The following is a 1,112-nucleotide window of genomic DNA, read 5'->3' on the forward strand; positions in this document are numbered from 1 at the left end:
CACTCGGATTGCTGGGGGTGCCATGAACACCGGCGGCGCCACCGGCATCTGTCAGGTTTATCGAGACCGCCGCGCTGCCGGTATAGTCGGCGATGTCGGTGCCGGCTCCGCCTGAGATCGTATCGATATGCGTGCTGCCGGCGATCACGTCGTTGACCGTTCCCGCAAAGCCGGGGAGGGTGAAGGATCCACCCGAACTTGCAGCTACCTGATGGATGTCCAGTGACTGGGTCGCACTGACGTCGCCGTCTCCGTCGACCGCACTGACTTGGAAATGCAAGGTGGTGTCGGATGGCAGTATCGTTTGTGAGATGTCGACGGCAGACAGCCTGATTTTCGAACCGGCGTCACCGGTTATGGAAATTAGGTTGAAGTCGATCGAAGGGTCGATGACGAGATGTCCGTTCGTAACTGTCGCCGTTCCGCTACGGGTGTCGCCGGTAACGGAATTGGTTGCTACCCACGAAACAGAACCAGAGCTGTTGCCGGTTGCGGCGAAATCGAGGCTGCCTATGAACTTCGGATTCAGCGTCGGAGCATCGTTTCCGGCGGTTGAGGAGGTGTGAAACTCCATGGTGAAGTTTTCATCTTTCTCAATAAACTGATCGGCGACACCGAAGCCCTGTGTCGAAGAGTTGACGCCGGTGCCAGTGCCGGTGAACTCGATCAGGCCATCCGGCGTTTCAAGGAAAGGTGTCGGACCACCCGGCGACAGCCCCGTGAGTGTTTGAGTTACCGTTGTTGCTGCATCGGGCGTGATAAGGGCAAACGCGTAGGTGCCATCTGGATGCAAGGTGAGTGAATAGATATCGGTCCCAGTGGAGGTTTCGGCCAGCAGCACTGTCGTTCCGTCGCTCTGGACTGTCGTGCTGTAGCTAATCCCCGTGATCGCCGGTCCTGCTATGTTGAAATGATTGACCCCGTCGGCTCCCGCTACGAAGTCAAACAAGCCGTTGACGGATCCGACCTCGTTGGGGATCGTACCTGGCGTGAAAGCTCCAAGCGTCGGAATGTCGTCGACGATGTCGACCAGGATGGAGCCGGTGGTGGTGTTGCCGTGGGCGTCGGTCACCGTATAGGTGAAGCTGTCCTTGTCCTGCTCGGTGGTGATG

At 58.2% G+C, this 1,112-nt stretch carries 1 protein-coding gene; it reads right to left on the reverse strand.

The window, feature by feature from the left end; all coding sequences use genetic code 11:
* Positions 1-1,112, reverse strand: a 1,112-nt coding sequence (locus EN925_RS36910) for a hypothetical protein (RefSeq protein WP_206633152.1), incomplete at both ends; no start/stop codon positions are given.

The organism is Mesorhizobium sp. M7A.F.Ca.US.006.04.2.1, assembly GCF_004022915.1.
Classification (GTDB): Bacteria; Pseudomonadota; Alphaproteobacteria; order Rhizobiales; family Rhizobiaceae; genus Mesorhizobium; species Mesorhizobium ciceri.